The organism is Aliinostoc sp. HNIBRCY26, assembly GCF_050235535.1.
Lineage (GTDB): Bacteria > Cyanobacteriota > Cyanobacteriia > Cyanobacteriales > Nostocaceae > Trichormus.
This window is the reverse complement of sequence record NZ_CP189852.1, coordinates 3,125,207-3,151,808: the sequence shown is the minus strand read 5'-3', so window position 1 is coordinate 3,151,808 and position 26,602 is coordinate 3,125,207. Positions and strand designations below refer to the sequence as shown.

Sequence of the window (26,602 nt, the reverse complement as noted above, 5' to 3'; positions counted from 1 at the left end):
GATTTTCATGCCTCCTGTGATACTCGCCTTTTCGGTAGAATAACTAGGCATATTAACAAGCAATAGGTTAGAACTTATGGCGATCGCAAAAATTGGGATTATTGGTGGTAGCGGTTTATATCAAATGGCAGCCTTGAAAGATGTAGAGGAAATGCACATTGATACACCTTTTGGTTCGCCTTCTGATGCGTTAATCTTGGGAAATTTAGATGGAGTTAAGGTAGCTTTTTTAGCACGCCACGGACGTAATCATACTTTATTACCTTCTGAGTTACCCTTCCGTGCCAATATCTATGCAATGAAAAAATTAGGTGTGGAGTATCTAATTTCTGCTAGTGCTGTGGGTTCTTTACAAGCACAAGCAAAACCACTAGATATGGTAGTTCCGGATCAGTTTATTGATAGAACTAAAAACCGCATTTCCACGTTTTTTGGCGAGGGAATTGTGGCGCATATAGCCTTCGGTGATCCGATTTGTCAAAATTTAGCGGCAGTATTAGCAGAAGCGATCGCCTCTTTAAATCTACCAGATGTTACCCTACATCGTGGCGGTACTTATGTTTGTATGGAGGGGCCAGCATTTTCCACTAAGGCGGAATCCAATCTTTATCGCAGTTGGGGTGCAACTATCATCGGGATGACTAATTTACCCGAAGCTAAATTAGCTAGGGAAGCCGAAATCGCCTATGCAACATTAGCACTAGTTACAGATTACGATTGTTGGCATCCCGACCATGATAGCGTCACTGTAGAAATGGTGATTGGTAATTTACAACGCAACGCTGTGAACGCACAAAAAGTGATTCAAGAAACCGTGCGTCGTTTGAGTGAAAATCCACCCCACAGTGAAGCACATTCTGCTTTGAAGTATGCAATTTTGACCAACTTAGCTAAAGCACCTGCGGCGACAAAAGAAAAGTTAGGTTTATTGTTGCAAAAATACTTGTAAGTTTGCTCATTGACCGCAAAATTATCACTGCTGTCTTTTAATTCAATTATCCAACTTATTCAAAAGTTGGGTAATTAAATTTTATTGAAAAAAGATAGGTTCAAAACCGGACTTGCATCCCGCTACGCTAAGGCTCCTGGTGGGTGGCTGAATTAATTGCGAATTGCGAATTGCGAATTGGTTTTATCGTTCGCTATCTTGGCTTTTTGTCTTAGGGGATAGCAAAAAATAAATTATCCCAAATAAACAGCTTAGTAGGGTGCGTCAGTATGAATAATCTCTTGGTATAGTGAGGTTTTCTCGCACTGACGCACCCTACAGTTTGGATATTTTTTTATCTGGAATTCCCTTAGCTCGTTCGGTGCGGAGAGTTTCTTGGAGATGTTGGATAGTTTTCTTTAGCTGCTCAATTTTCTTTTCTACATCAGCTTGAGAAAATGCTTGCAGTTGAGGTGAACCTTCATTATCTTGACTCACAACACGACAGACTGCGCCACAAGTTGGGCAATTCACCACATTTGACATATTTTTTGTTACCTCTTTAATTCACTATTCAGCAAGCAATTTGTAAATCTCACGCTTTACCTGCACCAGTAAATCTTTTACTCGCGAGGCTTGTTCTAAATTCCCACTCCGAGCGATTTGGATGACAGCATCGTTTAATTCCGTAAAACTACGCCGCAACTCTATCAATTCTGAAGGTTTTTCCTCTGTGAACCTGTCATGAGGGTGTCTGAAATCAGCCTGCTGTTGGCGATCGCGCAGTAGTTGTCTACCATTTTCTGTAATGGTGTAGACACGCTTACCTTCGACTTGTTCACTAGTTAAATAACCGCCTTCTTCCAACATCTGAAGCGTTGGATAGACGGAACCTGGGCTGAGACGACGAAAGCCCCCACCACGGTTTTCTAGCTCTTTAATCAATTCATAACCATGCTGGGGACGTTCCGATAACAGCCCCAACAACATAAATTTGATGTCACCGCGACGGTTGCGGGGTTCGTCTCCCCAGCCACCACCAGATGCACCTCTTCTGTGTCCATGTCGTCCACTCATGAAGAATTGATTACCAATTCCTTCTCCAGCATGGGCTGGTACAGGGAAACGTGGATGAAATTGTCTAAACATATGTAACTCCTTGTTTTTGTTTGACGTATCACGATATATCGTTATCGTTATATTCAATATATTGCGATATATCGGATTCGTCAACTAGAATTTCCAATAATTACTCAAATCCTCTCCACCACCTGTTTACTCTCAAGACACACAGGGGTATAGGGCAATACGGTTCAGATAAGAAAAATAGATTTCAACAAAACCAGCAAATGATCACTCAACAAAAAACGAAAAAATGATTTTGGAGGGGGTTTGGGGGACGCAACCGTCCCCCAATCGGGGGCTTGGGGGAGAATCCCCCAAATCTTGCTCATTGTCTAATAGGTAGAGCAAAAATTGAGAAATCAACTCTCACCACCTTAACTGAACCGTATTGGGGTATAGGGGTATAAGGGAAGAAAAATACGTTTCTCAGGAGTTTATTAGGATTGCTTTCTTCAGCTATTTTTTTAGTGAATTTGTACTACTTTAGAAAAAAGCAATTATAGTATTAAATAAGACAACTAAATCACTGAGGGATAAGGGCTTACTTATGATGGCTGGCGCACCCCTGAATGGAAAAGGAGAATCAACTCACAGCCGAGAGAATCAACAATACGCTTCTTTGATAGAACAGCTTGATTTGATGATACGGGCGCGGTATCCCTTACTGTATGTGATTTCTGTGGAAGAAGAACCTGTAGAAGAAGTGCTGTTGCAAGTTGCAGCGCGTTCTGCGCCTCAGCGACAGGTGTTATTTTGGGATATTGTGCGGGGTTGGAGTGATAATGGTGCAGATAAAGGTTCTGTGATGGCGGCTTTATTACGCATTGCGAAAGCTGACTCGCAAACAGCAGCGATGTTTGTGCTGCGGGATTTGCATCCGTTTGTGAAAAATCCTACCACTGAGAAGAATGCACCGATTGTCAGGGAATTGCGAAACTTAGCACGAGAGTTAAAGCGATCGCGTAAAACTATCATCACCACCAGTCATACTTTAGAACTTCCCGATGAACTACTGCAAGAGGTGACAGTTGTTGATTTTCCCTTACCCAGCGTCAGCGAAATCGATTATTTAATTACTCAGCTAGTCGTCCCAGATAAATTAAATATTGCTGGCTTGGCGCGTGAACAATTAATTAAAGCCTGTCAAGGTTTAAGCCGCACTCGCATTTCTAGAGTTTTGGCAAAAGCTTTAGCCGCCAAACAGCAGGTAAATGAGTCTGATATTGATGGTGTATTAGAAGAGAAAAAACAAGCAATTCGCCAAACCGGCATTTTAGAGTTTTTCACACCCCAAGAATCACTCAAGCGCGTTGGGGGATTAGATCAACTCAAACAATGGGTATTGATGCGCCAAGATGCTTTTACAGAAGAAGCCAGACGTTATGGTATTCCTAATCCCAAGGGGATGTTACTGGTAGGGATACAGGGAACGGGTAAATCTCTTTCCGCGAAAACTATTGCCCATGAATGGCGTTTACCCCTACTAAGGTTAGATTCTGGACGGTTATTTGGTGGAATTGTCGGTGAAAGTGAAAGCCGAGTCCGCCAAATGATTCAGATAACCGAAGCAATGGCCCCTTGTGTATTGTGGATTGATGAAATTGACAAAGCCTTTGGCAATATTACCAGTGGTGTTGATGGGGATTCGGGGACATCGCGGCGGGTTTTTGGCAGTTTAATTACTTGGATGCAGGAGAAAACCAGCCCAGTTTTTATTGTCGCCACTGCCAATAATGTGCAGATATTACCAGCCGAGTTGTTACGCAAAGGCAGATTTGATGAGATTTTCTTTTTAAATTTACCAACAGAAACAGAACGCCAAGAAATTTTTAAAGTGCATTTACAACGGTTACGTCCCAACCGGCTGCGAGAATTTAATTTAGCAGCCTTGGCGAAACAAACACAAAACTTCAGTGGTGCAGAAATTGAGCAAGTCATTATTGATGCTATGCACCAAGCATTTTCCACAAGAATAGAAGGACAAAGACGAGACTTCAATACAGAAGATATTTTACAGGCAATAGCGCAGACAGTACCTTTAGCTGCGATCGCCCGTGACCAAATCGAAGCCCTAAAGCAATGGGCAGCAGAAGCCGGAGCCAGGGCAGCTTCCAACGATATTCAATTAGTGGAGGAATTAAAACAATACTCAAACCAAAAAGGCATCGGCCCATTAGAGGTTGATTAAAATAGAAAAATCTGCGGTTTTTTTACTCCACAATCCCAAATCTAAAATCCCAAATTGGAATTATGTCTCATTTCACAACTATCAAAGTACAAATCAAACACGGTGAAATTCTGCATGAAGTTTTGCAAGAATTAGGTTATGACGTTGAGTGCAATACTCAAGTTCGTGGATATCAAGGAAATACCATTCAAGCTGAGTATGTAATTCGCCAACAAAACGGTTATGATTTGGGCTTTCGCCGCAATGGGGAAAATTACGAAATAGTAGCCGACTTTTGGGGCGCAAAAATTAATCAACAACAGTTTGTTAACTCAATCAGCCATAAATATGCTTATAAAACCTTGATGGCAACAGTCCAAGAACAAGGTTTTAATGTTGAAGATGAAGAAGTATTAGCAGATGGCACTGTGCGGGTAGTAGTTGGGCGTTGGGTTTAATTATATTCGTGATCATCAAGATACCCGACTTCTTCGATAATTCGGGTATCTAAAACCTTACTATTTTTATAAATCTGAACGATACATTAGCGTAATTTCATAATTCCATGTTGTAATTCACGTTTTATACTCATTACAGAAGCAATGGTCTTTACTGTTTATCAGTTTTTTATAGTAATCCTCATAGGGAAATCTGACAAGGAAAGTTAAGACAGTTAAGATGATATTTGAAGCGCAAGGGTTTAAAATTGAAGCAAATGAAGTGATGGAAGATAGACACAATTAACTTATATTGAAGTTACTCTGATATCCCCCAAATTTTGATAGTTCTATCAAGACTGCTGCTCACAAGAGTTTTGCCATCAGGACTCAAAGCCATAGACCACACAACGCCTAAGTGTCCTTCTAAATCGTGAATTATTTCACCTGTAAGTAAATTCCAAATTCTAATCACGCCATTCTTTAAACCACCATAAAAAGATTTAGCATCTTTGCTAACACATAATGACTGAATATCATTATCTAATTCTAGGGTAATTGTATAAATTTTCTGGTTGGTTTCTATATCCCAAACATCAATTTGATTTCCTCCACCACCAAGAGCTACTTTTCCATCTGGACTAATAGCAACACAAGAAAGTCCAGGCTCATCATTATTTAAACCTAATGTTTCATTTCCTAGCGTTGTAATTTGTTGTCTTTGCTTCCAGTCCCAAATTTTAATTGTCTTATCAATGGCACTACCACTAATTAAAATTTTACCATCAATACTCAGAGCAACTTTAACAGTATTCATTCCCCAGAGGTAACAAGGATGCTCTCCTAAAACATCATATTGCCATGAATCAAAATATTCCCAAACATAAATCAGTTTATCTTGACCAGCACTAATCAAAGTTCCATCAGGAGCAATAACAAGAGATAAAACAGCATCAAAATGTCCTTGAAGTGTCTGAATTTCTTGCTGGGTTTCTAAATTAAAAACTTTGATTTCGTTCCAATTATTGGCATACAAATTCTTGCTATCTGGACTAAATGCTAGCCCATAAGGTGCTGATAAACCTTCGCTTAATGTGCAGATTAATTGGCTGGTGGGAATGTGCCATAATTTGATAGTTTTATCATGGCTGCCACTTGCAATAGTTTCACCATCGGGACTCAATGCTATTCCATAGATATCGGATGTGTGTCCGGTGAAAGTAGTTAAACATTCAAAAAATCTATAGTGGTATGGATTGAACGCTGTAATAATCTGTTCAACAGTAACTTTTTTTCTTTGATGTAATAACTTATATCCTACTAGTTTTAAGTCTAAGGTTTCATTTTGCAAACTTTGAATGACTAACTCTAAACCTGCATCACCATAAGCGATCGCGGAGGTCATGGCAGCGATTTTCATTTCTAGATTATGATCGAAAATACGATGTTGAATACCTGCAATTCCACCTAGAACTAAAGCATTTACAGGAGGTGGTGCTTGTCCTCCTAGTACAGCATCATATTCTCGTGGCTGATTGGGATTTTCCGGCATAATTTTTCTCCTTCACACTCATACTAGTGTTCCCAATTGAGAAAATGCGATCGCGCTGATTATTTTGTATTTTATGTAACTTGCTATCCTGAAATTAGTTGTTTAACTTAACTAAGAATACTCGGTGCATCTGAGCTAGTAAAAATACCTGAAGTATGATTTTCATTTAGAAAATGCTTGTACTCTATCAATGCAGCCTTGGCTTACTGCTGCTCGTAAAATATCTGTGATACCCTGCCGTTTAAAGTAAAGTGCTGCATAGTTACGCTGTATCTGCGTACCGTTGAAAAGATAATGTCGAATTCGGTCTTTACCTTCAGGGGTATTCACCAAACCCAGGGTGTAGTCAACTAATTTACAGGTTGCGCTACTACGATCATGTTCTAAATTATCCATCAGCGTATCGATATCAGACACGCCGCCAGCACGCGCCATCGCCACAAAAGCATCATATCTATCAATTTTATGGCTATATTCTTGTAGTATTTCTTGTACTATAGGTTCTGGTCGAGAAGCTAGTAGTGAATAAGCTGCTTGGCGTACTTTCCATAATTTATCGTCTAACGCCCAGATTACCAGTTCTAAACCTGCTTCGCCATACTTGAGTGCTTCTTCTAGTGCGGCAATTTTTTGTTCAATTATCGGATGTGCCAACCGTCTTTTAACGCCTTCTAGTCCCCCTAAGACTACAGCACCAGGAGGCACATTTTCTGGACTGCCAAGCACAGCATCATACACTCTGGGGCGATTATGATTTTCTTTCATCAAGTTTTTAGGATTGAGCCTACTACTTAGTATTCCCCATTACTAAGGTCAGGCGATCGCATTTTTTACCCTCATAGCATCCTCCATATTTTCATAGTCCCATCTAGACTACCGCTAACAAGAGTTTGCCCATCAGGGCTAATAGCGACAAAATAAACCCCTTCTGTATGTCCTTTGAAAATGGCTTTTCCTCGTCCTGTCTGTAAGTCCCATACTTTCATAGTGCCATCCTCACAACCACTAATTAGATTCCGTTCATCTGGAGTGATAGCAACACACAGAATACTACCTGATTGTGCATCTATGGTCAGTTTTTCCTCTCTTGTAGGCAAAATCCAAACCCTAATTATACTCTTGCTATCGCCAGTAACTAAAGTTTCTCCATCGGAACTAATTGCAATAGACTGAAAATGCTCAGAATATCCTGTTCGAGTCCGCGTTAGTCTTCCTGTATGCAAATTCCATACATCAAGAAGATGAAGATTAGCATCGACAAGAATTTTTTGATTTAGTATCAGTGCCAAGCAATGATTATAAGCATTATCAAGAGGTTCTTGCAGTGTATTGAAGTCCACTTTTGCTTGTAAGTCAAACATTAATGTCATCCATTGATTTTTACTATGACAAGCAAGCAATTGACCATCAGGACTAATAGCAAAGCTATCAATTCCTCCAGGACTTAAGGTAAGAGATTTAATATTGTCTAAATATCCTGGTAAAACATGAATTTCTTGTCTTGTTGACCAATCCCATAGCTTTAGTTTTTCACCACAAGCACTAACTAATATCTGCCCATCGGGGCTAAAAGCTAAAGATGTACGCCTACCTGAACATTTAGTGGGAAGAGTACAACGTTCTCTTCCTGTTTCAAAACACCATATTTTTAGAGTTTGATCATCACTTTGACTTACAATAGTTCGCCCATCAGGATGAAAAGTAACTGCATAAATAACTCCTGAATGACCAGTTAAGGTACGAATTAAATTCCCTGTCTGCAAATCCCATAATTTAACAGTATTGTCTTCACCACCACTGATTAAACTTTGACCATCAGGACTAATAGCGATCGCACTAACTCCACCAGAATGTGCTGTAATTGTCATTAGTTCTTGTCTTGTCTGAATATCCCAAAGTTTGATCGTCTCATCATAACTACCGCTTGCAAGAATGCGTCCATTAGGGTGAATATCAATAGCACTTACTCCTCTGGAATGTCCCTGCAAAGTATAGATTTCCTGTCTTTGGGATAAACTCCATACTCGAATTGTTTCGTCAGCACTGCAACTAAAAATGGTTTCCCCATCGGGGCTGATCACTACGGTATAAACATTATGTATGTCTTCATTTATTGTATGTAAACATTCAAATAGTAACCAAGGATTATACTCGTGCAGTGCTTGTTTTACTCTTGGTTTTGTCCGGTGTGGGAAAAGCAAATTTTCTGCGGTTTGCTGTAATTCTGCTGAGACATCTGTCAAAGTTTGAATGATTAATTCTAAACCTGCTTCGCCATACTTGAGTGCTTCTTCTAGTGCGGCAATTTTTTGTTCAATTATCGGATGTGCCAACCGTCTTTTAACGCCTTCTAGTCCCCCTAAGACTACAGCACCAGGAGGCACATTTTCTGGACTGCCAAGCACAGCATCATACACTCTGGGGCGATTATGATTTTCTTTCATCAAGTTTTTAGTATTAAGCCTACTACTTAGTATTCCCCATTACTAAGGTCAGGCGATCGCAATTTTCATTCAACTTTTTCCTGGAAAAGCACGAATCTTATCAAACGCTACTACTTGATTCTAAAATTCCTACCAAAATCTTCATTAAATCTGGCAAATCATCGGGAATGCGATACAGCGAAATATCCTGAAAAATCTGCTGCTTTGTTTTTTCTAAACGACCAAAACGCCAAGCATCACCAATTGTTACTGCACCATAAAAAATATCACCTTCTTCTACTTCAGAAATAGCAATTAACTCTACTGCCATCTGCGTAAAGCCTCTAGTTAAGTCATCATTTTTCGCTTCAACTACCAATAAGCTTAGATTGCTTTTCAGGTAATAATCTAAATTACCTTTTAACCAGTTGTTTACTGTCAATGAATACTCAATCCGAATTTGACATTGACAATAACGAGCAACTTCCAGCAATGTAGGTGCTACAAGTGTTTCACGTCGTGCTGTCTCGCTGCTCAAGCTAACTAGTGGTAAAGATTCATCAATTCGCTGTTGTAATTCTGGCAAACGTTCTAAATTGCGATCGCTACGTGGTAACTCCATTCGTGTTTTTAGCAAACTATAACCCAATTCCGCTAAAATTTCGTCTGCTTCATAAGGCATTTCAAAATAGGAGCGAAATGTGTAAGATTGCCCTTCTTGCAAAAGATGAGGACGAGTCATAATTTTTTTGTTTGCAGCTACACATTAAATTACTATTCAATTTTAACGCGAACCGCCAAGGCGCAGAGAGGAGATTATTTGAGTTTAGCGATCGCACCTCTATTTACTAACATTTTCCCTGTTAATAAATCCTTAACAGTTACTACTAATACCCGTTGTTCGTTGACTTCAAATTGTGCTTGAATTCTGTCGATTCCGGTTTGTCCTGGTGGTTCGAGATAAGCAACACATACTTGTTGATGATGGGTTTCTAAAGAACGATAGCTATCTTGTTTGATTAAGTGGCTACTCGTCATTCGGCCTTGTTCATCATAAGCAACTTCCGCTTGGGAAACTTCGGCAACTTCACCGATGTCAAGGCGAATTTCTCGCTGTCCTTCAATAGCTACTTGCAATGTTAAAGCTTCAGAACGCGCCCCTGGATATTTTGCTCCTTTTTCAATTAAAGTCAAATAAGAATAAGTTTTACTGTGGGGTTCCCAAAGGCGAATCGCGTAACTGTGGCGGAGGTAATCATCAATAGCCGTCATTTCGCTTAATGCTAATGCGCCATGTGCGACAGCTTCAAAGGGCTTATCTAATTTGACTTTTTGTCTACCAAAATAAGAAATTACTAATTGTTGAATGGCGGGGATTTGACAAGTACCGCCGACGAGTAAAACTTGTTCTATAGATGATTTACTGATACCTTTAGCAAGTGCGATCGCTAATACTTCATCGATGGCTTGTCTTAACTGTTCTAATAATTGTTGATTTTCTAAAATTTCGCCCAACTCATCCCGATGTAATTGCAATTCATGGGACATAAAATTTTCATCATCAAACCAAGCTTCCTTGGCTAAATCTGTGGTGGAAAGTTGAATTTTTACTCTTTCTGCTACTTCCAATAAATTCATAAAACCGATTTCCCCGACTTCCTCACGGGAGGAACCGATTTTGTGTAAATAATGTTCTACAATCCAAGTATCAATATCGACACCGCCAATAAAAGCATCGGATTTAGCAAGAACTTCAGCGCGTATTGCTTGCTGTTCGGCTGCAACACTCACAGTCCGCACTAAACTTAAATCCAGAGTTCCGCCACCAAAATCCACCACCAAAACCACACTACCAGGACACTTGACGGCATAACCAAGGGCGGCGGCTGTTGATTCATCCACAATTTGCACTGTGGGCATATTGAGTTTATCGCCCAAATCCCGAAACCAGTCAAGATATCTTTCAAATGCACCTACAGGAACGGTAAAAATAACGTGACTTGGCTGCAACTGCTGTTCAACTTGCTGCCAAATCTCCTTCAAAAACAATTCTGAAATGATCTCTGCACTATAACTATTACCATCCAACAGTCGCGGAGGCGGGACAAAATCCGCCGCTAAGTCTCGTTTAAAAGCCCGAAAACAGCGTTCCGGCTGGGAAAACCCCAAGCGTTTAGCGCGTACCGCTTCACCAAACAAAATGCTATTTTGTCCCTCAACAAACACCAAACTTGGTACAACACTTACCTGTTCCGTCCCCACCTCAAACCGCCGCGACATCCCCTCAAATCGCAAAGTCCGAGGCCTTTGCGTAATCAAATCCGTGGTACAAACAACAGTATTACTCGTACCAAAGTCAATTATTACTGTAGTCATTAGTTATTAGTCAATAGTCAATAGTCAATAGTCAATAGTCAATAGTCATTAGTCATTAGTCATTAGTCATTAGTCATTGGGAATTGGGCATTTTTACAGATTTATCTACCTTGTCTACCTTGTCCCCTTGTCCCCTTGTCTCCCTCGTCCCTCACCTCCCCCCCGGCAAAGTCCGACTCACCTTAGCAGGGCAAAGAATTCTCCCTTGATGCTGATAGCCGACAAATCGGATGTAAACCAATTCACCTTCAGTAATATCAGCTTTGTCTGGTTGATGAAGTTGGGAATTATAAGGTACTTGTTCCCAGGCTTTGCCTATCTGTTCGTAACCCCATTTACCAAGGAGGTTATCTAGAGGGGTAAACATAGAAAGCAGATTTTTCACGGGCAAATCTGGCTTGATAGTCACCATCTGGTGAATGCTGGGATAGTTTGTCAGCAATGTCTGCAATTGCTCAAATGTGGTAGTCCGAAATTCTTCTGTTAGTTGTAGACGTTGCTGTTGTAACTCCTCATGGAGTCGTACACCTTCTTGATGCAGTGCGGCTTTTTCTGAGAGCAATTGCTGTATTTTTTGCTCTAATTCTAAGTGTTTTTGATGAGATAACTGGATCTCATCTTCTAGTAATTGAATTTGCTTTGATTTATCAGTGCGCTTACCGAATTTTAAACTTGTCCCATTGCTAATTTTCGGAATCACCAATAACGGCACGAAAATGCCAATCCCTATCACTACAAAGCTTTCCCAAGAAAACATTCCTATACCCTGAATATCTGATAGGATGTCTGCAAACATTGATGTCTCTCCTATTTTTGCTTGAGAGACTGTTGTTCTGTTCCTGTCACGTTTTCTTCTCCTTCGTAATATTCAGGAAGCAGTTCTTGAGTTTCTACCTCTCCTAAAGCACCCTCAATTCCTGATGTTGCACTCGTACAACTTGCACCAGTAGCACCAATTACTGTCTCCGTAATTTTGCCATCTTTGCCAATGCGATACTCAATTTTTTGATACTCAGCCATAACTAAAATAATTTATATTTGCAAGGTTTGCCGACAATACGCAGCTAATTTGTTGTATCACTTTTACCAGCAAACGGCAATTGCTGTGTGGAAGGCAGAAAACTCATGAAGTGTGGGAGCTTTACTAAATCAATAAAACAAATGTACTATTTTTTATAATTTTACACAAGTCTCAGAAAAATTAAACCAGATTATGAGTGTGTTATTTATTACATATTGTAGGCGATCGCTATCTTAGCAAGCAGTTTTTGGGAATTCTAACTAAGATTCAACAGGTGAAGCAACATGACTAACAATCAAAATCAACCCCAGGATTATGATGCTGTATTAGGAGGACAATCACCACCGCCTATAGATGGGGTTGTGCTGGGAGGAATTGAGGGAATTAAGCGTTGTTTATCAAATCCTGTGGTTAATGTGCGAATAGCAGCACTTAGCGAAGCCTTGAAATATGGCGACGCTGGGTTAGATGTTTTAACTCAAGGTTTGCAAGATGAATCAAGATTAGTAGAACGTTTTGCTTATCGACTATTAAAGCCAAGAACAGAATCGCAAGTTAAACAAGCTTTGCAAACATATAAACCTTGGAAATTAGAAGAAAGATTAACTCGGTATTTAGGGTGTCATACCACTCAATTTGCTAATCGGCAAGTGGTAGAATTCAATGCAAATAGAGGTATTGTTGAACCTGTTAATCAAGCTTATGCCCTACGATGTACCTATGATGACGATGAAGAGAATTTAACAGATAAAATTAGTAAACTTGCCCAAACACCCAACGCCGAAAAGTTGGAAGCTTTAGTATTAGGTTTATGGATAGATGCGTATGAGCATGATGCAAGTGGAACTATTCAAACTTTAGTTGATTTCAAAGAATATTTGCCCAACCTAAAAGCTATTTTTCTGGGTGATATTCTAGGTGAGGAATGTGAGATTTCCTGGATTCGACAAAGTGATGTAAGTCCTATTTTGCAAGCATATCCTCAACTCGAAATTTTACAAGTTCGTGGTGGAGACGGTTTACAATTTAGCCCACCAATCAAACATAACCACCTCAAAGCATTAATTGTAGAAACTGGGGGATTAAGTCGGGATACCATCGCACAGATTTGTAACTTAAATCTGCCAGCATTAGAACATTTAGAATTATGGTTTGGCTGTGAAGATTATGGCGGAAACTGTTGGGTTGAAGATGTACACCCAATTATTTTTGCAGATAAGTTTCCTAAATTAACTTATTTAGGATTATGTAATAGTCAATTTAGCGATGAAATAGCCAGTGCTATTGTAACTTCCCCAATTCTTAACTCTATCAGCGTCCTTGATCTTTCACTGGGAACGTTAAGTGATGCAGGTGCGGAAGAGTTACTGAATTGTGAGGCGATTAATTATCTAGATATTCTCAATGTGTCAGAAAACTTTTTATCTGAGGAAATGATTGAGAAATTATCAAGTTTGAATGTGTGTGTCATAGCAAATGACCAGAAAGAAGAAGAGGATGATAGTTACATTCACAGCCGCTATTGTTCTGTTGCTGAGTAATTTAGAATTTTCATTTGTCATTTGTGATTAGTTATTTAAACCTCAGCAGCAAGTACCTAGCATTGTTCTTTTCTCACCTGGGAATTAATTAAGTTCAACTCTCGGTTAGTCAATAGTCAACATTAAGAAATATCAGTAAATCTTAGATGAATAACAATTCAAATCAACCTGGAGAATTTGACGCGGTACTTGGTGGAGAGGCGCAAACCCAAAATTATGCTGTAGTTTTGGGAGGAATTGAAGGAGTTAAAAAGCGTCTCGATAGCGAAGATGAAGAAATTAAAATTGTGGCACTTGAAGATGCGCTTCAATATGGTGATGAGGGTGTTAATTTAATTATTAAGGTGTTAGATGACCTTTCAGAAGAAATACATAAGCGTGCGATTTTGTTACTACGAAAAGCTGGTATTCAAGGCAAACAAGCATTACTAGATTATAACCCTTGGTTAGTTTTAACGACATTTGAAGATTGGAGGGTAAATCATCATGTTAGTATTGATGACCCAATAGGTAGAGCATATCGTGTATATGGCGAATATGAATTATTGCGTTTATTGAGTGATTCAAGAGCCAAATATATAGAAGCAATAAAATGTGAAATTAACTACAAACCTAAAAGTTGTCAAACAGCTTTTAATAAAATCACTAACAGACTTGTTAATGCTAGTGGGCTATTGACAAATTTGAAAGCCTTATTAATTGGTGATATCAACAATATCACACATAATAGATACAGAAATTCAAGTATGATAGTCTGGAGCATTCACCCTATATTAAAAGCCTATCCTAATTTAGAATTACTTCACATACGGGGGTGTATGGTGAAGGAAGATATTTTAAAACCTGAATTAAAGATAGTACAAGTTAGGAATTCTCAAAATAGTTCTAATATTCCTATCAAATCGTTGAAACATGAAAGTTTAAAAACTTTGATTGTTGATGCTGATGGTATATCTGATGATAATTTAGCGAAAGTTTGTAATTTAGACTTACCCTCTTTAGAATACTTTGAGCTATGGCTACATAGAAGCGATTTAAGCCATATCAATATTGATAGTTTAACCCCTATACTTTCAGGTAAATCTTTCCCTAACTTAGCATACTTAGCAATAAGAAAATGCGGTAATATGAGTGAGGTGGCTAAGGCTATTGTTAATTCCACAATTATGGAAAATCTGAGGGTACTTGAATTAACAGATGGAAATTTAAGTAATGGAGATGTTTTATTAAATTCTCCAGCAGTTAATCACCTCCATACTCTCAATGTTTCTGGAAATCGTTTACATAAAAATACAATTGAACAACTTTCTGATGATTTGCAATGTCGAGTAATTGCTGATTCTCAGTTTAGCGATCGCTATTACTCAGTCTGGGAATAAACTATACCTCAAAATAGTACAAAAATACAGAGGTCATACATAGGTTTGATGCGTCGCAGATATTTTAAAAATCAGTAAAACCCAAGATGAATAACAATCCAAATCAACCCAGAGAATTTGATGCAGTGCTTGGTGGAGAACTACCGCCTCCTGTCAGTGGTGTAGTTTTAGGAGGGCTTGAGGGGGTGCAAAATCGGTTGCAAAGTGGGGTAGTTGAGGCGCAAATCTCTGCGCTTTCTGAAGCGTTAAATTATGGCGATGTGGGTTTAGAGATAGTGATTCAAGCCTTAAAAAATAAGTCGGGACAGGTGAAATTATCAGCTTATAATATTTTGCGATTGCGTCCTGAACCATCCGTCAAAAAAGCACTGCAAGACTTTAATATTTACGAGTTTTTTAGGTGCGATTTGACATTACAAGCATATTATCCACAAGTTCATTCTTTAGCTATTAGCCCAGATAGTAAAACCTTGGTATGTGGTGCTGGTGATAACCGTCATCAAAGTATCAATTCCCCAAAAGTCTGGAATTTAGAAACAGGAGAAGAAAAATTTGATTTGCGCTTTAATCATCATCACGCTGGAGATATTAATTGGATAGCTATCAGTCCTGATGGACAAAAGATGGTTAGTGCTGGTGCAGATAAAGCTATTATGCTTTGGGATATAAGTAAGGGTAAATATCTGGGTAAATTAAGCAAACATTCAACTGTAATTTATGCTCTAGCTATACACCCTAACGGAGAAAACTTTTTTAGTGCTGATGGTAATGGAAGTATTAGAATTTGGCAGTGGAATTGGAGTGAGGAAATTGCTACTTTAGAAGGGCATTCTCGCTCAATATATGCTCTTTGTATATCTCCTGATGGCAAATTGTTAATCAGTGGAGGCGAAGATAAAAATATTAGAATTTGGGACATAAATTCTAGACGTGAAATTTGGAAAATTCAAGGACATTCACAGCAAATTCGTTCCCTAGCAATTAGTCCCAATGGGCGTTATTTGGTTAGTGGTAGCGACCAAAGAATCAAAATTTGGGATATGCAAACTGGAAAACAATTATTTTCTTTTTATGGTCATGCTGACTGGGTGCGTTCTATCGTATTCAGTCCCAACAGTCAAACTTTTTTAACTGCTGGCGACCAAAATATTAAAGTTTGGGATATAACTTCAGGTAAGAAAATATTTTCATTTCCAGCACATACAGGCGCGATTCGTTCATTAGCACTTAGTCCCGATGGGCAAACATTGGTAAGCGGTGGTGTAGATCACAAAGTCAAGGTATGGAGGTTTTAATGTCAGAGAGTTATAATCAGTTTTTTATTCAACTAGAAAACTGGAAATATCAAGAATTTAATCCTCAACTTGGTATTACCGAGCCTAAAAATTATGCGTATGCAATTCAGTTTCCAACAGAAAATCGCAGTCGAAGTCTAAATTTAGAACATTTTAATAGGCTCTTACAAGATACGCAAATTAGTCAACTTCAAGCCTTGATTTGTCACATAGGATATAGTTACTCTAATGACAATACCTCATTTGGAATTGTCTTAGAAGCCATCTGTGATGCTTGTGAACAACTGCCAAATCTGCGAGCATTATTTATCGGAGATACAGAACAACATGAATATCGCAAATCTAAACTCGCAGTTTTCGATATTCGCCCAATTTTAGAAGCATTTCCTAACCTGCAACTACTAAAAGTAAGAGGTCAATTTTATCAGTACCTCTTAGAATGCGAATCTTGTAAGCATGAAAATCTCAAAACACTGATTATAGAAACAGCAGATATTAATTGTGATAATTTTGCTCAAATTTGTGCTTTAGAATTACCAAATTTAGAATACCTAGAATTATGGCTTGGTAGACAGCTAAGTCACTCAACATTTGTTATGGATGTATTAGCACCAATTTTAAGTGGTGAAAAATTCCCTAACTTGGCTTATTTAGGACTTCGTAGCAGCGAATTTACTGATTTACTTGCAGAGGAAATAGTGAAGTCACCAATTATGGAACGCCTTTTAGTGCTGGATTTATCAATGGGTAATTTAAGCAGCGCACAGGCTTTGTTAAACTGTCCAGCAATCAATCAGCTTCATACCCTCAATATTTCTAATAATTGTGTATCAGAAGGTATGGTTCAACGATTGTTACAACTTAACTGTCAGGTAATTGCAGATGCACAGGAAAGTGAAGTAGATAGGGGTTGTAGCGAATCACGATACTGTGCTTTGTATGAATAAAAATATATCAAAAAATGCTAAACTTTATCCTCATCGCTAACCCTGAAAATCGCCGTGTCGGTTTTCTCCAACAAGCACTAACTCATTTCAACTTACCACCAGCAACCGTAGTAGATTACGCCGATTTAATTTCCGGTAAACAAAGCCTCGCACAATTCAACGCACCCAACACGATTATCCGCTTCGATTCTCCTGAGAAAAACTTTGATATCGATAAAGCCATCATCGCCGCAGGTTTCAATGTATCAGATAACGGAGAACATCAACGCATCAGTCCTGGCGAAGCTATGGAATTAGAATTCGACAAAGGACGCATCCTCTATCCGCGACAGTGGTATTTAGGCTGGCGATATCTCCTGCAAAAATGGGAAACCCTCTTTACTCCCCTCCTCGCTTGCGGGGAGGGGTTGGGGGTGGGGTACTTCATGAACCATCCCCAAGACATCGCAGTGATGTTTGACAAACCAGCTTGTCATGAAAGATTCAGTCTTCACAATATCCCCGTTCCTCGTTCTCTAGGAAAAATTCATAATTACGAACACTTGCGCGAACAAATGCAAACCCAGGGAATAGAAAGAGTATTCGTCAAACTTTCCCACGGTTCCGCCGCTTCTGGAGTTGTTGCTTATCGCGCAAATTCCCGTTTTGAATCAGCTATTACCACCGTCGAACGAGTGCGAGAAAATGGCGAAACTCTACTTTACAACTCCCGGAAAATTAGTCACTATACTCGCCATGAAGAAATCGCCGATATCATCAATATCTTAACAGCAGAAGGCGTACAAGTTGAAGAATGGCTACCCAAAGCACATTTACAAGGATGCGGTTTTGATGTGCGTGTAGTGGTGATTAATGGTGAAGCACAACATATAGTTTTTCGCCTGGGTAAAAGTCCGATGACAAATTTACATTTAGGAAATGAACGGGGAGATACGGAGGAATTTTTAGCAAAAATTGATGCAGAAAATTGGGAGATTATGAAGCGAACTTGCGAACAAGCAGCAGCGTTATTTCCTGATAGTTTGTATGGCGGAGTTGATTTACTAATTTTACCAGATTGGAAAACTCACGCGATTTTAGAGATTAATGCTTTTGGCGATTTATTACCAGGAATTTCATTTAATGGGATGGATACTTATACGAGTGAAGTTAAGACAGTTTTGGAACGAACCGCAGAGGCGCATAGAACACAGAGAATAAAGAGAAATTTTTAATATGTTTAATATGAATGAAATTGTCGGAAATCACGATATTTTATTTATTACTCTAGATACACTGCGTTACGATGTAGCTAAAAAATTACTGCTTGAAAAACGGACTCCTAATTTAGAAAAAGTTATAAACACAGGTTGGGAAGAACGACATTCACCAGGAAATTTCACTTACGCCGCGCATCATGCTTTTTTCGCTGGCTTTTTACCTACTCCGATAACGCCGGGAATTCACCCCCGAATTTTTGCATTAGGATTTGAAGGAAGTACCACCACAACTGATAAAACTTGTGTGTTAGATGGCTCAAATATTGTTAGCGGATTAGCTGCTAAGGGATATCATACAGTTTGCATTGGTGGTGTAGGGTTTTTTAACAAACGTAATCCTTTAGGTAATGTATTTCCTTCGATGTTTGCTGAAAGTTACTGGAGTCCAGAGTTAGGTGTTACTCACCCAAAATCTACAGAAAATCAGGTAAATCTGGCGCGAGAGATTTTAGAAAAAACGCCAAATAATCAACGCTTATTTTTATTTATAAATATTTCAGCTTTGCATCAACCAAATTACTTTTACCTTCCCAATGCTAAGGATAAAATCGATACCATTGAATCTCACGCCGCAGCTTTGGAATATGTAGATAGTCAATTAGCAAAACTCTGGAATATTATACGCCAAAGACATTCTACATTTTGCATTCTCTGTTCCGACCACGGGACAACTTATGGTGAAGATGGTTACACTGGACATCGACTCAGCCATCCCGTTGTTTGGACTGTTCCATATACAGAGTTTATTTTATAAAAACCTTGGAAATTTATGATTAAAACCGAAAATCCTCAATCTAAAATCCAAAATCTAAAATCTAAAATCTCTCAGTCTCCCTATCAAGCATACGTTTATTCTTATCCCCACAAAACAGCTTATCGTCCTTTCACGCCACCAATATATCTCCCCGAACTTTGGACGCAGCAAGATAGACAAGCGTTATTTCTCTATATACATATACCGTTTTGTGAAATGCGTTGTGGTTTCTGCAATTTGTTTACCACAGTTAGCCACAATGAAGATTTTATCAGTCAATATGTCCGCACATTACAGCGACAGGCGCAACGGATGAAAGCGGTGTTGGGTGATGCGTCATTTGCAAGGTTCGCTATTGGTGGGGGAACTCCGACTCAGTTACCCATTCAGCATCTCGCAACTATTCTCGATATTGCTGAAAATACGATGGGTGCAAAGTTACAGGAAATTCCCATTTCTGTGGAAGTTTCACCAGAAACCGCAACTGAGGAAAAGTTAAAGTTATTGCGATCGCACTCTGTAGATCGTGTTAGTATTGGTGTCCAAAGTTTCATTGAGTCGGAAGTCTTAGCAACCCAGCGTCGTCAATCTAATACTCAAGTAGAAGCCGCATTGACAAGGATAAAACAAGCTGGATTTCCCACTTTGAATATTGATTTGATTTACGGTTTACCCGGTCAAACTGTCAATACTTGGTTGCAATCAATACATAGTGCCTTGCGCTTTCAACCAGAGGAAATTTATCTATATCCCTTGTATGTACGGCCGTTAACAGGTTTGGGACGCACAGATAAAGAATGGGACGATATTCGTTTAGCTTGTTACCGCGAAGGGCGATCGCCCCTGTTGTCTGAAGGGTATACTCAAGTTTCCATGCGGATGTTTCGACGAGTGGAAGGGGGACAAGGTAGCAATTTTTCTCCCCCATCTCCCCACACTCCCCACACTTTCCCCTCCCCCTCCCCCGTCTACTGCTGTCAAGCCGACGGTATGATTGGTTTAGGTTGCGGCGCACGTTCTTACACCAATACTCTGCACTATTCTAATGAGTATGCGGTGGGTGCAAAGGGAATCAGCGAGATTTTGCAAGCATACATTCAAACACCCGATGAGTTATTTGAATACGCGCACTATGGTTTTCAACTAGATGCAGAAGAACAACGTCGGCGATATATTTTATTATCTTTACTTTCTGATGAAGGATTAAATTTTGTTAATTATCGCCAGCGATTTGCTAGTGAAGTAAACGCTGATTTTCCCGAACTTGCAGAATTGCTAAGTTTAAATTTGGCGATAAAAGATGAAGATAGTTTACACTTAACTGAATTTGGTATTGAACGTTCTGATACTATCGGCGCGTGGTTATTTTCTGAGAAAGTTCAGGAATTAATGCAAGGTTATGAGTTGAAATAGTAGATTCTTAAATTATCTATATGTTGGCAATTGTGATTAGTGGAGAAGAATTGAGTGATAAATATTTCTATTGGTGGTGTTACTTTGCAATTACTTGGTTAATGCTGGGTATGCTATTAGAGATTTTGACAGATTCTCGTGGACGCATACACTACGCAGCAGAAAAAGGAGATGTTGAAAAAATTAAAAAGCTGTTAGATAAGGGTATAGATCCGAATTTACGTAAAATGATTAATAGTCCCACACCAATTTATTATGCGGCTGCACAAGGACACAGAGAAATTGTAGAAATTTTAATTAGATATGGTGCGGATGTTAATCTAGGAATTGAAGAAGATGATACTTTTAATCCTCTTCTAGCTGCAACAATTAACCAGCATCACGATGTCATAGAAGCACTAATACAGCATGGTGCAATAGTGGGAGTTCATTTAGCGGCTTTTTATGGAGATATAGATACAATCAGAGCCTACTTATCTCAAGGAGGTAACATTCACAAAAGATGTAATTCGGGTTTATCATTACTCCATTTAGCATCACTTAATGGACAAAGAGATACTGTAGAATTTTTAATAGAAAATAATGCAGATCATAATGTTAAAGATAGCAAGGGTGAAACTCCATTACGTAAGGCTGTAAAGAGAGATCACTGTTCTGTAGTGGAATTCATGATTGATAGAGGAAAAGATTTTCTCAATGCTGACGAAAAGATAGCCTTGCTACATTATGCAGCATCTGATAACAGTACAGAAGTTGCAAAATTTTTGATATTAAGAAGTGAAGATGTAAATACACAAATAAATACAGGAACTCCTTTGCATCATGCGGCTGCAAACAACAGTAGAGAAGTTGCAGAACTTTTGATATCAAATGGTGCAGAAATAGATATTTTAGATAGTTCTTTCGGACAAGCACCATTGCATAGAGCAATTGAGTTGGGAAATTTAGAAGTAGTAGAGTTACTCGTTATTAACGGAGCAAATATCAATAAAATATCTCGTTCAGGTGAATCTCCTCTTCACATTGCATTAAACAAATATAACAATTCTATTTTTAATAATAAACGACGAAATTTGTATAAAGAAATTGTCAATACACTCCAGGAATATGGAGCAATAGATTACCATTACGGAGATTAATAGCTAATGAATAAATACAAATAATTCTTAAAAACAACTTAATTTATAATAGGCGATCGCTACTGCACAGTAGCCGAATAATTTAGAAATTCAAAACGGGTATTTTTCATCTTTCAACTAATATGCACCTCACCATCCTTTATCGCGGCTCTTTAATCAGTTGCAACTACGGCTGTGAATATTGTCCCTTTGCTAAACGCCAACAAACAGCCGCAGAATTAGCAATTGATAAACAATCTTTAGAAAAGTTTGTCAATTGGATTTCCCAACATCCCCAACATCAATTTTCAATTCTCTTTACTCCTTGGGGAGAAGCTTTAATCCATTCTTGGTATCAGCAAGCATTGATAGAATTAACTAATCTACCCAATGTTAATAAGGCAGCAATTCAAACTAATCTCTCTTGTCAGCTAGATTGGGTAGAGGAATGTAATCGAGATAAATTGGCACTTTGGGCTACTTTTCACTCAGAATGGGTATCACGCGATCGCTTTTTATCCAAATGCCTTCAATTAAACTACCAAAATGTTAAATTTAGCGTCGGAGTTGTGGGCTTTCCCAAGTTTAAATCAGAAATCGCCGCTTTACGTCAAGAATTACCAAATCAAGTTTATCTGTGGATTAATGCTGTCAAAGCTGAAATCCCCAATTTATCACCAGCAGACAGAGAGTTTTTCCAATCTATCGACCCATTATATGAATTAAATACCAAACATTATCCTAGCTTTGGTCATTCTTGTCGGGCTGGAAAATCAGTAATTTCTGTTGATGGCGATGGGACAATGCGTCGTTGTCATTTTATTAAATCACCAATTGGTAATATTTACAATTCTGAGTGGGAAACAGCTTTATCTGACCAATCTTGTACTAACCAAACTTGTCATTGTCATATTGGTTATGTCCATCTTGATTACTTAAACATGAATCAAGTTTTTGGTTCTGGACTTTTAGAAAGGATTCCCGATAATTGGGTTCACCTCTTGCAAAAGTCATAATCATAGCGCGTCTTTCTTTGCGTCTTCTCTACGAGACGCTACACGAATGCGCCTCTGGGCGAAACAAGAAAATATCTCTACCGTGTTCGCCTTCAATTGAAAAAACCCAGTCTATTATCTAAACTGGGTCTTTCATATTGATACTAAACTAATCCTGACTTTCTATTCTGCACTTACTTGCTTTCAGTGAAATCAGCATCGATGACATCATCACCACCATCACTAGGAGGAGTAGCACCACCATCACCAGGAGCAGCACCAGGAGCAGCACCACCAGCTTGTTGATAGATATTGCTACCAACTGCAAACAACGCCTGTTGCAATTCTGGTGTCAGCTTCTTGATTTGCTCGTCGTCTTCCTTCGCCACAGCTTCCCGCAGTTCTTTCACCAAACCTTCAACTTTAGTCTTGTCGGCTTCAGGAACTTTATCACCTAGTTCTTGCAGTTGTTTTTCAGCTTGGTAAGCTAAAGAATCAGCTTGATTCTTGCGTTCAATCTTCTCACGACGTTCTTTGTCGGAAGAGGCATTTTGTTCGGCTTCACGCACCATGCGCTCAACGTCGCTCTTATCTAAGGTAGAAGCACCAGTAATACTAATTGATTGTTCCTTACCAGTACCTTTATCTTTAGCGGTGACGTTTAAGATACCGTTAGCGTCAATATCGAAGGTAACTTCGATTTGAGGTACACCACGGGGTGCAGGAGGAATACCATCTAAACGGAAAGTGCCTAAACTCTTGTTATCGTTAGCAAATTCTCTCTCACCTTGGAGGACGTGAATTTCTACGTTGGTTTGACCATCCACGGCTGTAGAGAAGACTTCTGATTTTTTGGTAGGAATTGTGGTGTTGCGAGGAATAATCTTGGTCATTACACCACCCAAGGTTTCTACACCCAAGGAAAGTGGTGTTACGTCTAACAACAAGATACCTGTAACATCACCAGACAATACCCCAGCTTGAATTGCTGCACCGACAGCTACAACTTCATCAGGGTTAACACTTTGGTTGGGGTCTTTACCAAGTAGGTTTTTCACTAGTTGTTGTACTGCGGGGATACGGGTAGAACCACCCACTAATACAACTTCATCAATATCATTTTTACCTAACTTAGCATCCCGTAGCGCATTTTCCACAGGAATACGACAACGGTCAATCAAGTCTGAGCATAATTCTTCAAACTTGGCGCGAGTCAAGGTCATATCCAGGTGTTTTGGCCCATCCTGGGTAGCGGTGATAAAGGGGAGGTTAATTTCCGCTTGGGTAACGCTAGAAAGCTCAATTTTCGCTTTTTCAGCCGCTTCTGTTAAACGTTGCAGAGCTTGCTTGTCTTTGCGGAGGTCGATACCTTCGTCTTTTCTGAACTGTTCAGCTAAGTAATCAACGATTTTTTTATCGAAGTCGTCACCACCAAGGTGGGTATCACCAGAGGTAGACAATACTTCAAACACGCCGTCCCCTACTTCCAGAACAGATACGTCGAATGTACCACCACCCAAGTCAAATACTAGGATAGTTTCATTGCTCTTTCTGTCAAAACCGTAAGCTAGAGAAGCTGCTGTCGGTTCGTTGATAATCCGTAATACTTCAATCCCAGCAATTTTACCAGCGTCCTTGGTGGCTTGGCGTTGGGAGTCGTTGAAGTAGGCGGGAACGGTGATTACTGCTTGGGTAACGGTTTCGCCGAGATATTTGCTTGCGTCTTCTACTAATTTACGGAGAACTTTCGCAGAAATTTCTTCTGGAGCAAACTGTTTACCAGAGGAATCTAACTTGACATTACCACCACTGCTGAGGACTTTGTAAGAAACCTCGGTAGCTTCGTTGGTAACTTCATCAAAGCGACGACCGATAAAACGCTTTACAGAATAGAAAGTGTTTTCTGGGTTCATCACTGCTTGACGCTTGGCGATTTGTCCTACCAAGGTGTCGCCATTTTTCGCAAACGCTACTACTGAGGGAGTGGTGCGAAACCCTTCAGCGTTAGCAATAACCGTGGGTGTACCACCTTCCATTACTGCGACGCAGGAGTTAGTTGTACCTAAGTCAATTCCAACTACTTTTGCCATTTTAGGTGCTGGCTCCGTATAACTACAAATGAATGAATGGGAATATAAAGGACTTAATCTTTGAACCAACTAGATGAAAAAGCAGTTAGTTCAGCATTGCTCACCTTTTTGTTGGTTTTCTTGGAGTTACAAACCCAAGTTACGCTGATATATATACTGAGCTTATGTAGCCAGTCCATGAAGGGTGGTTTCCCGAACAATGGATGGGTCGGTTAATTTTAAAGTATGTTTCTAGTTGGTTCATTGATTAAACTGCTTTTACTCTGTCTAATTTATGAGAATTAATACCTTGAGTAATTAGGGTGAACCGTAATGCTAAAGTGGTGTTTGCCGTCTTGAGCAGTAAATTACTTACTTGTGGCAGAGAATCTACGGGTAATCTTGGGAAGATAGCAGGTAGCAGGGGGCAGGGGGAAAGTGATACTATCTGTTTGGTTCTCCTTTGTATAGTTTGATTTTTATCAAGTATTCTACGTAGTATTAAATTTTTTGAATTTTGAATTTATTATGCGTCGTGCTTCTGGATGTTTGTTCGGATTGGCTTTTGGCGATGCTTTGGGTGCTGCTACAGAATTTTTAACAGTAGAGGAAATTTGCCGTCGCTTTCCACCGCATGGGCCACAAGAAATTTCAGGCAATCCCGCACTGGTGACTGATGATACTCAAATGATGTTAGCAGTAGGGCAGGCATTAATTAAAGCTGAAACAAATTTGAATGTATCTAATTTAGAAGCCACCTTCAGAAATGCGTTTATCGAATGGTTACACAGTTCCGATAATAATCGCGCCCCTGGTCTAACTTGTTTAAGGTCTTGTCAAGAGCTAGAAACAGAAATACCTTGGCAACAGGCCACCAGAAAGAATTCTAAAGGTTGTGGTGCAAATATGCGGGTTGCACCTGTGGGTTTGTTGCAACTAGACAAAATAAAGCAAGCAGCTATTGCCCAATTTCAAGCTGCACTTACCCACGGTCATCCTACAGCATTGGCGGCTTCAGATTTAACTGCAACTGCGATCGCTTTTCTCATTCAAGGATGTAGACCTCAAGATTTACCCACTCAACTGTATGAATATGCTTTAAGTCAACGCTTAATCTACCATGCTGAGTGGTTGGGTGATTTGTGGCAACAACCCTATATCAATACCCCAGAGGAATTTATTAGTCGTGGTTGGGATGAATGTTTAGCCATTTTAGACAGACTGAACACCGCCTTAGTTAACCCCAACCTTGAAACTGACCCCTGTTTAGCCACAGGTGAGGGTTGGATAGCCGAGGAAGCATTCGCCACAGGACTTTTATGTTTCTTATTCTTCCCCGAACAACCATTAGCCGCACTGCATCGTGCAGCCGTCACAGCAGGCGATTCTGATTCCATTGCTTGTTTGACTGGAGCTTTTTCTGGGGCTTATTTAGGGATGTCAGCTTGGCCTGAAGATTGGGTTAATCGTATCGAATATCGCGAACAAATAGCCGCATTAGGCAACCATTGGGATTGAATTCATTTATAAGAACTAGAGATTATGACAGGACAAAAAAGCCCCTACACACGGTGTGTAAGAGCTTTTTTGGATAAAAGAACCTGGCGACGAGCGATTGTAGCAGGAGGCGACCCTCAAACTATCGTAGCCGCAGCAGCGTTTCACAACTGAGTTCGGGAAGGGGTCAGAGTGGTTCCACCGCGCCATAGACACCAGGAAAGAATTCAAAATTCAAAATTCAAAATTCAAAAAAGAATCAAGAAGTTTAAATTCGAGGGTACAGAGACCCTGAAGACTGCAAGA

Annotated in this window: 23 protein-coding genes and 1 rRNA gene; 13 read left to right on the top strand and 11 right to left on the bottom strand. The window is 39.5% G+C overall.

Annotated features, from left to right (window positions below):
* Positions 1–76: 76 nt before the first annotated feature.
* Positions 77–949, top strand: coding sequence for an S-methyl-5'-thioadenosine phosphorylase (locus ACQFX9_RS13455; protein ID WP_427162462.1), 873 nt, complete (start codon positions 77–79; stop codon positions 947–949).
* 315 nt (positions 950–1,264) lie between these two features.
* Here the strand turns inward: ACQFX9_RS13455 and ACQFX9_RS13450 are convergent, their stop codons facing one another.
* Entirely contained in the window at positions 1,265–1,474 is a 210-nt protein-coding gene (locus ACQFX9_RS13450) for a hypothetical protein (RefSeq protein WP_427162461.1), read from the bottom strand.
* Positions 1,475–1,498: 24 nt separating this feature from the next.
* The gene (locus tag ACQFX9_RS13445) at positions 1,499–2,077 is read right to left on the bottom strand and encodes a helix-turn-helix transcriptional regulator (protein ID WP_427162460.1); all 579 of its coding nucleotides are present in this window, start codon (positions 2,075–2,077) and stop codon (positions 1,499–1,501) included.
* Positions 2,078–2,693: 616 nt separating this feature from the next.
* Between ACQFX9_RS13445 and ACQFX9_RS13440 the strand changes: the two genes are divergently transcribed.
* A complete protein-coding gene (locus ACQFX9_RS13440; protein ID WP_427162873.1) occupies positions 2,694–4,241 on the top strand; it encodes an AAA family ATPase in 1,548 nt (515 codons plus the stop codon).
* Between the two features lie 62 nt (positions 4,242–4,303).
* Positions 4,304–4,678 (top strand): DUF1257 domain-containing protein, encoded by a 375-nt coding sequence (locus tag ACQFX9_RS13435; RefSeq protein ID WP_427162459.1) that lies wholly within the window; start codon positions 4,304–4,306, stop codon positions 4,676–4,678.
* Between the two features lie 298 nt (positions 4,679–4,976).
* On the opposite strand, the gene ACQFX9_RS13430 is transcribed toward ACQFX9_RS13435, so the two are convergent.
* The 7 genes from ACQFX9_RS13430 to ACQFX9_RS13400 all read right to left on the bottom strand — a co-directional run bounded on the left by ACQFX9_RS13430 (position 4,977) and on the right by ACQFX9_RS13400 (position 12,028).
* Positions 4,977–6,209 (bottom strand): WD40 repeat domain-containing protein, encoded by a 1,233-nt coding sequence (locus ACQFX9_RS13430; protein WP_427162458.1) that lies wholly within the window; start codon positions 6,207–6,209, stop codon positions 4,977–4,979.
* Positions 6,210–6,371: 162 nt separating this feature from the next.
* Positions 6,372–6,974 carry a hypothetical protein gene (locus ACQFX9_RS13425; RefSeq protein ID WP_427162457.1) on the bottom strand — a complete coding sequence of 201 codons (603 nt, stop codon included), beginning with the start codon at positions 6,972–6,974 and terminating at the stop codon, positions 6,372–6,374.
* Between the two features lie 71 nt (positions 6,975–7,045).
* Positions 7,046–8,653 (bottom strand): WD40 repeat domain-containing protein, encoded by a 1,608-nt coding sequence (locus tag ACQFX9_RS13420; RefSeq protein WP_427162456.1) that lies wholly within the window; start codon positions 8,651–8,653, stop codon positions 7,046–7,048.
* 100 nt (positions 8,654–8,753) lie between these two features.
* Positions 8,754–9,374, bottom strand: a complete 621-nt coding sequence (locus ACQFX9_RS13415) for a hypothetical protein (protein WP_427162455.1) — start codon at positions 9,372–9,374, stop codon at positions 8,754–8,756.
* 74 nt (positions 9,375–9,448) lie between these two features.
* Entirely contained in the window at positions 9,449–11,008 is a 1,560-nt protein-coding gene (locus ACQFX9_RS13410; RefSeq protein WP_427162454.1) for an Hsp70 family protein, read from the bottom strand.
* Positions 11,009–11,159: 151 nt separating this feature from the next.
* Entirely contained in the window at positions 11,160–11,804 is a 645-nt protein-coding gene (locus ACQFX9_RS13405; protein WP_427162453.1) for a nucleotide exchange factor GrpE, read from the bottom strand.
* An 11-nt stretch (positions 11,805–11,815) separates the two neighbouring features.
* Positions 11,816–12,028 (bottom strand): DUF2997 domain-containing protein, encoded by a 213-nt coding sequence (locus tag ACQFX9_RS13400; RefSeq protein WP_427162452.1) that lies wholly within the window; start codon positions 12,026–12,028, stop codon positions 11,816–11,818.
* A 285-nt stretch (positions 12,029–12,313) separates the two neighbouring features.
* Here ACQFX9_RS13400 and ACQFX9_RS13395 point away from each other — a divergent pair, with 285 nt between their 5' ends.
* From ACQFX9_RS13395 to ACQFX9_RS13355, 9 genes are all read left to right on the top strand, one after another.
* Positions 12,314–13,570 (top strand): STM4015 family protein, encoded by a 1,257-nt coding sequence (locus ACQFX9_RS13395; RefSeq protein WP_427162451.1) that lies wholly within the window; start codon positions 12,314–12,316, stop codon positions 13,568–13,570.
* A gap of 146 nt (positions 13,571–13,716) precedes the next feature.
* Positions 13,717–14,949, top strand: a complete 1,233-nt coding sequence (locus ACQFX9_RS13390; RefSeq protein WP_427162450.1) for a hypothetical protein — start codon at positions 13,717–13,719, stop codon at positions 14,947–14,949.
* An 86-nt stretch (positions 14,950–15,035) separates the two neighbouring features.
* Positions 15,036–16,244 (top strand): WD40 repeat domain-containing protein, encoded by a 1,209-nt coding sequence (locus tag ACQFX9_RS13385; RefSeq protein ID WP_427162449.1) that lies wholly within the window; start codon positions 15,036–15,038, stop codon positions 16,242–16,244.
* The gene (locus ACQFX9_RS13380) at positions 16,244–17,191 is read left to right on the top strand and encodes an STM4015 family protein (RefSeq protein ID WP_427162448.1); all 948 of its coding nucleotides are present in this window, start codon (positions 16,244–16,246) and stop codon (positions 17,189–17,191) included. Before ACQFX9_RS13385 ends, ACQFX9_RS13380 begins: the two co-directional genes overlap by 1 nt.
* 14 nt (positions 17,192–17,205) lie before the next feature.
* Positions 17,206–18,405, top strand: coding sequence for an STM4014 family protein (locus ACQFX9_RS13375; protein ID WP_427162447.1), 1,200 nt, complete (start codon positions 17,206–17,208; stop codon positions 18,403–18,405).
* Position 18,406: 1 nt separating this feature from the next.
* Entirely contained in the window at positions 18,407–19,204 is a 798-nt protein-coding gene (locus ACQFX9_RS13370) for an STM4013/SEN3800 family hydrolase (protein WP_427162446.1), read from the top strand.
* Between the two features lie 15 nt (positions 19,205–19,219).
* Complete coding sequence (locus ACQFX9_RS13365) at positions 19,220–20,617, top strand: STM4012 family radical SAM protein (RefSeq protein WP_427162445.1); 1,398 nt, start codon at positions 19,220–19,222, stop codon at positions 20,615–20,617.
* A 20-nt stretch (positions 20,618–20,637) separates the two neighbouring features.
* On the top strand, positions 20,638–21,756 hold the full coding sequence (locus ACQFX9_RS13360; protein WP_427162444.1) for an ankyrin repeat domain-containing protein: 1,119 nt from the start codon (positions 20,638–20,640) through the stop codon (positions 21,754–21,756).
* A 122-nt stretch (positions 21,757–21,878) separates the two neighbouring features.
* Positions 21,879–22,751 carry an STM4011 family radical SAM protein gene (locus tag ACQFX9_RS13355; RefSeq protein WP_427162443.1) on the top strand — a complete coding sequence of 291 codons (873 nt, stop codon included), beginning with the start codon at positions 21,879–21,881 and terminating at the stop codon, positions 22,749–22,751.
* A gap of 173 nt (positions 22,752–22,924) precedes the next feature.
* Here the strand turns inward: ACQFX9_RS13355 and dnaK are convergent, their stop codons facing one another.
* Positions 22,925–24,820, bottom strand: coding sequence for a molecular chaperone DnaK (dnaK, locus tag ACQFX9_RS13350; RefSeq protein ID WP_427162442.1), 1,896 nt, complete (start codon positions 24,818–24,820; stop codon positions 22,925–22,927).
* 507 nt (positions 24,821–25,327) lie between these two features.
* Between dnaK and ACQFX9_RS13345 the strand changes: the two genes are divergently transcribed.
* On the top strand, positions 25,328–26,317 hold the full coding sequence (locus ACQFX9_RS13345) for an ADP-ribosylglycohydrolase family protein (protein WP_427162441.1): 990 nt from the start codon (positions 25,328–25,330) through the stop codon (positions 26,315–26,317).
* Between the two features lie 81 nt (positions 26,318–26,398).
* On the opposite strand, the gene rrf is transcribed toward ACQFX9_RS13345, so the two are convergent.
* A 5S ribosomal RNA gene (gene rrf, locus ACQFX9_RS13340) occupies positions 26,399–26,516 on the bottom strand.
* Positions 26,517–26,602: the final 86 nt, after the last annotated feature.

Bases quoted from the DNA above. Each gene is read 5' to 3' on its own strand.
- ACQFX9_RS13430 (WP_427162458.1), bottom strand. From the start codon at position 6,209: ATGCCGGAAAATCCCAATCAGCCACGAGAATATGATGCTGTACTAGGA.
- ACQFX9_RS13385 (WP_427162449.1), top strand. From the start codon at position 15,036: ATGAATAACAATCCAAATCAACCCAGAGAATTTGATGCAGTGCTTGGT.
- ACQFX9_RS13455 (WP_427162462.1), top strand. From the start codon at position 77: ATGGCGATCGCAAAAATTGGGATTATTGGTGGTAGCGGTTTATATCAA.
- ACQFX9_RS13400 (WP_427162452.1), bottom strand. From the start codon at position 12,028: ATGGCTGAGTATCAAAAAATTGAGTATCGCATTGGCAAAGATGGCAAA.
- ACQFX9_RS13450 (WP_427162461.1), bottom strand. From the start codon at position 1,474: ATGTCAAATGTGGTGAATTGCCCAACTTGTGGCGCAGTCTGTCGTGTT.
- ACQFX9_RS13410 (WP_427162454.1), bottom strand. From the start codon at position 11,008: ATGACTACAGTAATAATTGACTTTGGTACGAGTAATACTGTTGTTTGT.
- ACQFX9_RS13395 (WP_427162451.1), top strand. From the start codon at position 12,314: ATGACTAACAATCAAAATCAACCCCAGGATTATGATGCTGTATTAGGA.
- ACQFX9_RS13370 (WP_427162446.1), top strand. From the start codon at position 18,407: ATGTTTAATATGAATGAAATTGTCGGAAATCACGATATTTTATTTATT.
- ACQFX9_RS13380 (WP_427162448.1), top strand. From the start codon at position 16,244: ATGTCAGAGAGTTATAATCAGTTTTTTATTCAACTAGAAAACTGGAAA.
- ACQFX9_RS13390 (WP_427162450.1), top strand. From the start codon at position 13,717: ATGAATAACAATTCAAATCAACCTGGAGAATTTGACGCGGTACTTGGT.
- ACQFX9_RS13425 (WP_427162457.1), bottom strand. From the start codon at position 6,974: ATGAAAGAAAATCATAATCGCCCCAGAGTGTATGATGCTGTGCTTGGC.
- ACQFX9_RS13355 (WP_427162443.1), top strand. From the start codon at position 21,879: ATGCACCTCACCATCCTTTATCGCGGCTCTTTAATCAGTTGCAACTAC.
- ACQFX9_RS13375 (WP_427162447.1), top strand. From the start codon at position 17,206: ATGCTAAACTTTATCCTCATCGCTAACCCTGAAAATCGCCGTGTCGGT.
- dnaK (WP_427162442.1), bottom strand. From the start codon at position 24,820: ATGGCAAAAGTAGTTGGAATTGACTTAGGTACAACTAACTCCTGCGTC.
- ACQFX9_RS13440 (WP_427162873.1), top strand. From the start codon at position 2,694: ATGATACGGGCGCGGTATCCCTTACTGTATGTGATTTCTGTGGAAGAA.
- ACQFX9_RS13405 (WP_427162453.1), bottom strand. From the start codon at position 11,804: ATGTTTGCAGACATCCTATCAGATATTCAGGGTATAGGAATGTTTTCT.
- ACQFX9_RS13420 (WP_427162456.1), bottom strand. From the start codon at position 8,653: ATGAAAGAAAATCATAATCGCCCCAGAGTGTATGATGCTGTGCTTGGC.
- ACQFX9_RS13360 (WP_427162444.1), top strand. From the start codon at position 20,638: ATGTTGGCAATTGTGATTAGTGGAGAAGAATTGAGTGATAAATATTTC.
- ACQFX9_RS13445 (WP_427162460.1), bottom strand. From the start codon at position 2,077: ATGTTTAGACAATTTCATCCACGTTTCCCTGTACCAGCCCATGCTGGA.
- ACQFX9_RS13435 (WP_427162459.1), top strand. From the start codon at position 4,304: ATGTCTCATTTCACAACTATCAAAGTACAAATCAAACACGGTGAAATT.
- ACQFX9_RS13345 (WP_427162441.1), top strand. From the start codon at position 25,328: ATGCGTCGTGCTTCTGGATGTTTGTTCGGATTGGCTTTTGGCGATGCT.
- ACQFX9_RS13365 (WP_427162445.1), top strand. From the start codon at position 19,220: ATGATTAAAACCGAAAATCCTCAATCTAAAATCCAAAATCTAAAATCT.
- ACQFX9_RS13415 (WP_427162455.1), bottom strand. From the start codon at position 9,374: ATGACTCGTCCTCATCTTTTGCAAGAAGGGCAATCTTACACATTTCGC.